The 7,401-nt window shown below is 71.3% G+C and carries 9 protein-coding genes and 2 pseudogenes; 7 read left to right on the forward strand and 4 right to left on the reverse strand.

Annotation, left to right across the window (positions count from 1 at the left end; translation table 11 throughout):
* A pseudogene (locus I53_RS05005) lies at nucleotides 1-321 on the forward strand (chemotaxis protein); the annotation flags it as partial.
* A 57-nt stretch (nucleotides 322-378) separates the two neighbouring features.
* On the opposite strand, the gene I53_RS05010 reads toward I53_RS05005, so the two are convergent.
* Entirely contained in the window at nucleotides 379-1,254 is an 876-nt protein-coding gene (locus tag I53_RS05010) for an SDR family oxidoreductase (protein ID WP_043347370.1), read from the reverse strand.
* A 305-nt stretch (nucleotides 1,255-1,559) separates the two neighbouring features.
* On the opposite strand from I53_RS05010, the gene I53_RS33715 reads away from it, so the two are divergent.
* The 3 genes from I53_RS33715 to I53_RS05020 all read left to right on the forward strand — a co-directional run bounded on the left by I53_RS33715 (nucleotide 1,560) and on the right by I53_RS05020 (nucleotide 2,549).
* Entirely contained in the window at nucleotides 1,560-1,730 is a 171-nt protein-coding gene (locus I53_RS33715) for a hypothetical protein (protein WP_158498450.1), read from the forward strand.
* Nucleotides 1,731-1,743: 13 nt separating this feature from the next.
* On the forward strand, nucleotides 1,744-1,959 hold the full coding sequence (locus tag I53_RS05015) for a hypothetical protein (protein WP_043347371.1): 216 nt from the start codon (nucleotides 1,744-1,746) through the stop codon (nucleotides 1,957-1,959).
* A 164-nt stretch (nucleotides 1,960-2,123) separates the two neighbouring features.
* On the forward strand, nucleotides 2,124-2,549 hold the full coding sequence (locus tag I53_RS05020) for a GFA family protein (protein ID WP_043347373.1): 426 nt from the start codon (nucleotides 2,124-2,126) through the stop codon (nucleotides 2,547-2,549).
* Nucleotides 2,550-2,655: 106 nt separating this feature from the next.
* On the opposite strand, the gene I53_RS05025 is transcribed toward I53_RS05020, so the two are convergent.
* The gene (locus tag I53_RS05025) at nucleotides 2,656-3,315 is read right to left on the reverse strand and encodes an urease accessory protein UreE (RefSeq protein WP_043347375.1); all 660 of its coding nucleotides are present in this window, start codon (nucleotides 3,313-3,315) and stop codon (nucleotides 2,656-2,658) included.
* 244 nt (nucleotides 3,316-3,559) lie between these two features.
* Here I53_RS05025 and I53_RS05030 point away from each other — a divergent pair, with 244 nt between their 5' ends.
* The 3 genes from I53_RS05030 to I53_RS05040 all read left to right on the forward strand — a co-directional run bounded on the left by I53_RS05030 (nucleotide 3,560) and on the right by I53_RS05040 (nucleotide 5,478).
* Nucleotides 3,560-3,829, forward strand: coding sequence for a hypothetical protein (locus tag I53_RS05030; RefSeq protein ID WP_043347377.1), 270 nt, complete (start codon nucleotides 3,560-3,562; stop codon nucleotides 3,827-3,829).
* A 156-nt stretch (nucleotides 3,830-3,985) separates the two neighbouring features.
* Nucleotides 3,986-4,726 carry a TerB family tellurite resistance protein gene (locus I53_RS05035; protein WP_043347379.1) on the forward strand — a complete coding sequence of 247 codons (741 nt, stop codon included), beginning with the start codon at nucleotides 3,986-3,988 and terminating at the stop codon, nucleotides 4,724-4,726.
* Nucleotides 4,723-5,478: an N-acetylmuramoyl-L-alanine amidase gene (locus I53_RS05040; RefSeq protein WP_043347381.1), complete on the forward strand. Its 756-nt coding sequence runs from the start codon at nucleotides 4,723-4,725 to the stop codon at nucleotides 5,476-5,478. The genes I53_RS05035 and I53_RS05040 overlap by 4 nt, the downstream gene beginning before the upstream one ends.
* Nucleotides 5,479-5,495: 17 nt before the next feature.
* Here I53_RS05040 and I53_RS05045 read toward each other — a convergent pair whose 3' ends face one another.
* Nucleotides 5,496-6,530, reverse strand: a complete 1,035-nt coding sequence (locus I53_RS05045; protein WP_043347385.1) for a TerC family protein — start codon at nucleotides 6,528-6,530, stop codon at nucleotides 5,496-5,498.
* Nucleotides 6,531-7,089: 559 nt separating this feature from the next.
* Nucleotides 7,090-7,401, reverse strand: a pseudogene (locus I53_RS05050) (MFS transporter); the annotation flags it as partial.

The raw sequence follows: 7,401 nt of genomic DNA on the forward strand, positions 1-7,401 counted from the left end.
ATACAGGGCGAGACCATGGAGGCCGTCAACGCGGTGCACGCCATCGGCGGCACGGTCGACACGATGAACGCCATCGCCAGCGCGATCGCGGCGGCGGTCGAGCAGCAGCGGGTCGCCACGGGGCACATCTCGCAGAACATCGACCAGGCCGCCCAGGGCACCGATTCGGTGAGCCAGAACGTGGTCTCGGCCTCATCGGCCGCGGAGGCGACGCAACGCGTGGCCGGGGAGGTCGGCGCGGCGGCCGGCGACGTCTGCCGCAGCGCCGAGGCCCTGCGGTCCGAGGTCATGCGCTTCCTCGCCGAGATGCGGGCCGCCTGAGTGCGCGGTCGCGTCGGATGGGCACCACCGTGGCGGATGCCCGTCCGACGCGGCGCGTCAGAGCACCGGCATGGCTCCCGCCACCGTGACGAGCGCACCCGACGTGTAGCTGCTCTCCTCCGAGGCCAGCATCACGTAGGCCGAGGCGAGTTCGGCCGGTTGTCCGGGGCGGCCGAACGGCACTTGGCTGCCGAAGGATTTCACCGAATCCTGGCTCATCCCGGAGGGAATGAACGGCGTCCAGATCGGCCCGGGCAGCACGCCGTTCACGCGCACGCCCGTTTCGGCGAGCAGCTGGGCGAGGCTCAGCACCATGTTGCTCAGCGCACCCTTGGTGGCGCTGTAGGCGAGGAGCGACGGCATCGGGTGCTTGGAATTCACCGAGGAGGTGAAGATCACCGAGGCGCCGGGTTTCAGATGGGCGAGGGCCGCCTTGGTCACGTAGAACGCCCCGAACACGTTGGTGCGGAAATGATCCTCGAACACGGCATCGTCGATTTCGGCGAGGTCCGCGTTCGGCTGCTGGAACGCGCCGTTGTTGACCAGCACGTCGAGGCGCCCGAACGTCTCCACCGTGCGGGCGACGATCTGGCGCCCGTAGGCGGCGTCCTTGAGGTCGCCCGGCAGGAGCAGCGCGCGCCGTCCCGCCTTCTCGATCCACTGGGCGACCGCCTCCGCGTCGGCCTGCTCGTCCGGCAGGTAGGAGATGGCGACGTCCGCACCCTCCCGGGCGAAGGCGATGGCGACCGCGCGGCCGATGCCGGAATCGCCGCCGGTGATCAGCGCCGCCTGGCCGGTCAGCTTGCCCGAGCCCTTGTAGCTCGTCTCGCCATGGTCGGGTTCCGGCTCCATGCGCCCGGTCTTGCCGGGGAAGCTCTGGGGCTGCGCCGCGAAGGGCGGGCGGGGATACTTGTGCAGCGGATTCGTGGTCACGCGTCGTCTCCGGTGGGGGTGCCGGTCCAACCGCACGGCCTCCCGGGTGTTCCGGCGCCGCGGCGCCGCGCCCCCGTCCGCCACCGTCCGGCCCCGCCCCGCCGGGGCCACACGAGTCCGTCTGCCCGCGATGGGCCGACACAGGTCAGCAACAGGCGTTCGTCAATCTTGCTGCGAGGAGGTCCCGCCATGATCGAGGTTCAGCCGGAGGATCGGGTCGCCCGCGTGATCGATCGCGTCCTGCTCTACGCAGCGATGCTCTCGCTCACCTTCGGCTTGGCCACGGGCCTGTGGGGCCTGCTGCAGTGAGCCCGCCCCGGGACGGGGACCCGGGACAGGGATCCAAGGGGCGGATCACGGTCCGGCCCGGCCGCACATCCCTGCGGCGGTCCGGACGCGACTACACCGCCGTGGCGCTGATCGGGGCGGGGCTGACGGTGCTCGTGCTCGCGCTGCTTCTGGTCGGGATCCCGTGAGCGGACGCCGGCAATGCTGCTGAACCGCGCCATCATCGCGGCGCTGATCGTCGCGGTCGCGGCCTTCCTGCTGTACCTCGCGGCGCTCGCCCGCGCGGCGCTGTCGCCCAACGAGTCCTATGCGGCCAGCATCGGCCTCACCCTCGACCAGTGCGTGGCTGCCCAGGACGGCCTGTCCGCCGAGGCGGCGCGCCTGTACTGCCGCAGGCCCGTGCCGAAACGCCTGTGACCGGCAGGGCTCCCGGCCTCCCGGAGGCACAGCGTGAGTTTTCCTGACACGCCGCGTGACGACTTGGCGATTGTTCGCATGGCGCCCGAAACCTAGACTTCGGGGCGCCGACCGGATCTGTCGCCGAGCCGGATCGCAGGAAATCGCACGGAAGGCCCAGCACCATGGCGGACGATGCGACGATCCGGTCCGGCCGCTGCCATTGCGGGGCCGTGCGCTTCGAGGCGGCCCTCGGCGACGATCTCGCGTCGATCCGCCGGTGCACCTGCTCCTACTGCCGCATGCGCGGCGCCGTCGTCGCCATGGCGCGGCCGGGCGGGGTGAGGATCCTACAGGGTGCGGAGGCGCTGACGACCTACCGGTTCCATACCGGGGCGGCGCAGCATTTCTTCTGTTCCCGCTGCGGCGTCTACACGCATCATCAGCGGCGGTCGGACCCGAACGTCCACGCGGTCAACGTGGCCTGCCTGGACGGGGTCAGCCCCTTCGACTTTCCGGAGGTCCCGGTGATGGACGGCGTCAATCACACGAACGACACCGGCCAGCCCACGCGGCGCGCCGGCACGCTGCGCTTCGTCCCGGCGGAGTGACGGCGGCGGGCCGTCCGCGTTCCGGCGCCGGCGCAGGATTCCTGACCGGTCCTGCCTGACCGCCCCGGTCCCCAAGCGCCGCTCCGGGCCGGGCCGGGCTCAAACGCTAGTGATCGTGGCCGCAGTCGCAGCCCGGACCATGCACGTGGCCGTGATCGTGGGCATGATCATGGCCGTGCTTCTGGTGCCCGTGCTCGTGATCGTGGCTGTGATCGTGGCTGTGGCCATGGTCGTGCGCGTGATCGTGATCATGCCCGTGACCGTGATCGTGATGATCATGGTCGTGATGAGCGTGGGCATGATGATCGTGCCCGTGATCGTGCCCGCAGGTGCTGTGATCGTGGGCGGCGTGCTCGGGCCGGAAGGCGCGGGAGACCGGGGTCGCGACGCAGCCCTGCCCGCGGACCAGCTCGGCCGCAGCGGGTGTCGCCGGCACGTAGAGCACGTCCGCGCCGATCTCGGCATCCACGTGGCTGCCGCCGAGCTGCCAGGCCAGGCGCAGCAGGCGGGCCGGATTCTCGGCGCGCACCTCCAAGAGATCCTCGGCGGCCGCCCGCACCGCGACGAGCCGGCCGTCGTCGAGGCGCAAGGCGTCGCCGTCCTCGAGCGCCGCCGCCTTGGTGAGCGCGACGTCGAAGCCGAGACCGCCCTCGGCGACCAGGGGTCCCGTGACGGCATCCCGGGCCGCGCGGTCGAGGGTCACCGTGTCGGCGACGCGGTCGGCGCGCACCGCGGCCCGGCGGACGATCGTGGTGGCTGTCGGCATGGGACCCTCGGACATGGTGCCGGACTGATGCCGGACGTGGTGCCGGATAGGGGGCTACGGCATCCCGGCCGGAGCACCGCCTCGGAACCGTGGCATAGGGCGAGACGGGAACCCGACGCAACTCGTCTCGCGGCCGATGGAACCTTAGCCGTATGGCCGGCATTCCTTTCCTGCTAAGCTCGACGCGATCCGCAACGATCACGGCCACCGGCCGGACCGGATTCACAAGGGAGTTCTGGGGACCATGAAGAAGCTGACGGCAGCCGCCCTCGCCACCATCGCCGCCCTCTCGCTCGCCGGCTGCAACACCCCGGAAGACCGGGCTCTGGGCGGTGCGGGCCTCGGCGCCCTGACCGGTGCGGCGATCGGTGCGGCGGCCACCGGCCGCGCGGGCGGTGCCCTGGCGGGTGCCGCGATCGGCGGCGCCGGCGGCGCCATCGTGGGCGCCTCGACCGCGCCGCGCTGCCCCTACGGCACCTATCGCGACGCCTACGGCAACGTCTACTGCCGCTAAGCGAGACTGAGCTGGGCGGGCCGGGCGCGTCCCGGCCCTTCCTCGCGGCGTGCGGAGGGTCTATCCCGTCGCTCGGCCGGGCCTGTCCCGGTGCCGGAACCCCGCCGCCCCGATGACAGAGCCGAGCCGAGGATCAGCGCCGAGACCGGGCCGCCCATGAGCCAGGCGACCAAGTCTCAGGGCGTCTGGGGGAAGCTCGGCGGTGCCGGCATCGGCCTCGCGATCGGCGGTCCGCTCGGGGCCCTGATCGGAGGGGTCGCGGGCCATTTCCTGCTGGACCGGGTCGGCGCACCCTTCGGGCGGACGCCGCGCGACGTCGTGTTCACCACCGGACTCGTGGCGCTCGCCGCCAAGATGGCGAAATCCGACGGCGTCGTGCTGCCGTCTGAGGTCGAGGCCTTCGGCCGGGTGATTCAGGTGGAGCCGTCCGCGCGGGCGGGCGTGGAGCGCCTGTTCGATCTCGCCAAGAAGACCACGAGCGGCTTCGAGGCCTACGCGCACCAGCTTGCGACCACCTTCGGCGACGAGCCGGCGCTGCTGGAGGACGTGCTCGACGGCCTGTTCCAGATCGCCGGCGCCGACGGGGCCCTCCACGAGGCCGAGGAGCGCTACCTGCGCGCGGTCTCGGGAATCTTCGGCTTCGATGAGGTGGCGTTCCGGCGCATCGCCGCCCGGCACGTGCGGCTCCCGGACGATCCCTACGGCGTCCTCGGGCTCGACCGGGAGGCGGACGATGCCGCCGTGAAGGCGCGCCACCGCGCGCTGGTCGCCGAGCACCACCCGGATCGGGCGCTCGCCCGCGGCCTGCCGACGGAGGCGGTGGCCATCGCCACGCGGCGCCTCGCCGCGATCAACGCGGCCTACGACCGGATCGCGCAGGAGCGCGGGCTGCGGTGAGCCTCATCCCCGATACGCCCCTCGCCCGCCGCGTTGCGCCCTCGCCGAACCACGGAGCCCGGCGCGCGGGGCCGCTCGACATGCTGGTCCTGCATTACACCGGTATGGACAGCGGGGCCGCCGCGCTGGCGCGGCTGCGCGACACGCTGAGCGAGGTCTCGGCCCACTATCTCGTGTTCGAGGATGGCGGCATCGTCCAGATGGTGCCGGAGGCCCGCCGGGCCTGGCATGCCGGCGCCGGGGCCTGGAAGGGCGAGACCGATATCAATTCCCGCTCCATCGGGATCGAGATCGTCCATCCGGGCCATGCCGGCGGCCTGCCGTCCTACCCGGACGCGCAGATCGAAGCGGTGATCGCCCTGGCCCGGGACATCATCGGCCGCTGGCCGATCCCGCCGGAGCGGGTGCTCGGCCATTCCGACATCGCACCCGAACGCAAGGAGGATCCGGGCGAGACCTTCCCCTGGGCCCGGCTCGCGGCGGCGGGGGTGGGCCATTACGTGCCCCCGGCCCGCCTCCAGGACGGCCGCTTCTTCGCGCGGGGCGATGCCGGCCAGCCCGTCGAGGCGCTTCAGGCGATGATCGCACTCTACGGCTACGACCAGCCGGTGACCGGCCTATTCGACGCGCGCACCCAGGCGGTGATCACCGCGTTCCAGCGTCATTTCCGTCCGGCGCGGGTGGATGGCGTAGCCGACGCCTCCACCATCACCACCCTGCGCGACCTGATCGCGGCCCTGCCGGCGGCCTGAGGACCGCCGGTCCCGCCTCAGGCGCGGTGGGCCCGGGCCTCGTGCGGAGGGACGGATTCCGCATCCGCTTGATCCGGCGCGTCGGTCCGGGTCCGCCAGAGGCTGTAGGCGACGCCGGCCGCCAGCAGCGTCAGGGTGACCACCAGCGAGACCCACGGCGGAACCGTCACGAGCCCGAACGTGTCGGCCACCACGATCTTGGCGCCGATGAAGATCAGGATGAAGGCGAGCGCGGTCTTGAGATAGGCGAACCTGTCGACCATCGCGGCCAGGGCGAAGTAGAGGGCGCGCAGGCCCAGGATCGCGAAGATGTTGGAGGTGTAGACCACGAACGTGTCGGTGGTGATCGCGAAGATCGCCGGCACGCTGTCGACCGCGAAGATCACGTCGGCGCCGTTCACCAGCACCAGGGCGAGGGCAAGCGGCGTGAAGTACAGGGCGACCCGGCCGGTCTTCGGATCGGTCTTGCGGACCGTGAAACGCTGGCCGTGCAGCTCCGGCGTCACCCGGAAGGTGGTCTTGAACCAGCGCACGACGGCGCTGTTCTGGAAGTCGCCCTCCTCCTCGTCGCCCGAGACGAGGATCTTCAGGCCGGCATAGATCAGGAAGGCGGCGAACAGGGACAGAACCCAGTGCACCTCGTGCACCAGCGCGGCGCCCAGTCCGATCATCAGACCGCGCAGCAGCACCGCCGCCAGGATACCCCAGAGGAGGACCCGGTGCTGGGCAGCCCGGGGGACGCCGAGCGCCGTGAGGATCATGGCGATGACGAAGACGTTGTCCATCGACAGCGACTTCTCGACCACGAGTCCGGTGACATATTCCTCGCCGGACTGGGGACCCAGATACCACCAGATCCAGCCGCCGAAGGCGAGGCCCAGCGCGAGGTAGAAACCGGTGAGAGCCAAGCTCTCCCGGACGCCGATCTCGTGCTCCTTGTCGCGGTGGAGGAGTCCGAGGTCGAAGGCGAGCAGGCCGGCGATCAGGAGGTGGAACCCGAGCCACATCCACAATGGCTTGCCGAGCCATTCGATGGTGAGGACGTCCATCATGCGCGGGACCTGATGCTGATTCCGGAAGGAAAGCATCGGCTCCGACATCACGGGCGCTGGGAAGCGCCCGCCAGAGGGGCCCGCAGCCGATAGGGGCGAGGTAAGCGGTGATCGGGGCGAATCAAGGGCAGGGCTGGGGATGCGGGCCTGCATCCCCCGGATGGTTCCATGGGGAATGTGCCGGTGGGCGGCGCCTGGATCGGATGTGCGGCCCGGCCGGGCCGGCTCAGTCGGCTCGGCCGCTCTCGCGGCGCGTTCGGGACGGCGTGCACCCGTACCGGAGGGGTTGAGCGGACAAGCCGCGCAGATCGGCGAGGTCGTGACCCTGATCCAGGGGATCGCCGGACAGACCAATCTGCTGGCGCTCAACGCCCCCATCGAAAAGCCGCGCGTGCGGTGTGTTGACGGGGTGGACGAGGGATCCGTTTGCCGGGCGGCACGGTCCGGATCTGCGAGAGCGTCGTCGATCGCAGCGCCACGTGCCCCGAGACGGTCTTCGCTCCGTACCGGCCAAGCACGCCGGCCAGCCGAGCAACGCCGCAGCCGAGGTTCCGAACCCTCAGCCCGGGTCGCCGGTAGCCGGTTCCCCGCCCATCCGCGGCGATGCGCGTTCGCGCAGGGGCCGCTCCTCCATCAGCGCCAGGAACGTGAAGGCGCCCAGCAGGCCGAGGCAGGCGGCCAGGAAGACGAAACGGAAGGTCAGGGCGAGCTGCGCCGGGTCCGAGCCGCGGATCAGGCTCTCCACGTCGTGGCCTCCTGTCCCGCTCCCTGCCCCGCCCGCGACGCCGCCGAGCACGATCGTGCCGAAAGCCGCCACGATCAGTGCCCCGCCGAGCGACCGGAAGAAGTCATCGCGGCGGTGGCGATCCCA

Origin of the sequence: Methylobacterium sp. B1 (assembly GCF_000333255.1) — a bacterium.
GTDB classification, from domain to species: domain Bacteria; phylum Pseudomonadota; class Alphaproteobacteria; order Rhizobiales; family Beijerinckiaceae; genus Methylobacterium; species Methylobacterium fujisawaense.

Bases quoted from the DNA above. Each gene is read 5' to 3' on its own strand.
- I53_RS05015 (WP_043347371.1), top strand. From the start codon at position 1,744: ATGCTGCTGAACCGCGCCATCATCGCGGCGCTGATCGTCGCGGTCGCG.
- I53_RS05020 (WP_043347373.1), top strand. From the start codon at position 2,124: ATGGCGGACGATGCGACGATCCGGTCCGGCCGCTGCCATTGCGGGGCC.
- I53_RS05025 (WP_043347375.1), bottom strand. From the start codon at position 3,315: ATGCCGACAGCCACCACGATCGTCCGCCGGGCCGCGGTGCGCGCCGAC.
- I53_RS05030 (WP_043347377.1), top strand. From the start codon at position 3,560: ATGAAGAAGCTGACGGCAGCCGCCCTCGCCACCATCGCCGCCCTCTCG.
- I53_RS05035 (WP_043347379.1), top strand. From the start codon at position 3,986: ATGAGCCAGGCGACCAAGTCTCAGGGCGTCTGGGGGAAGCTCGGCGGT.
- I53_RS05045 (WP_043347385.1), bottom strand. From the start codon at position 6,530: ATGATGGACGTCCTCACCATCGAATGGCTCGGCAAGCCATTGTGGATG.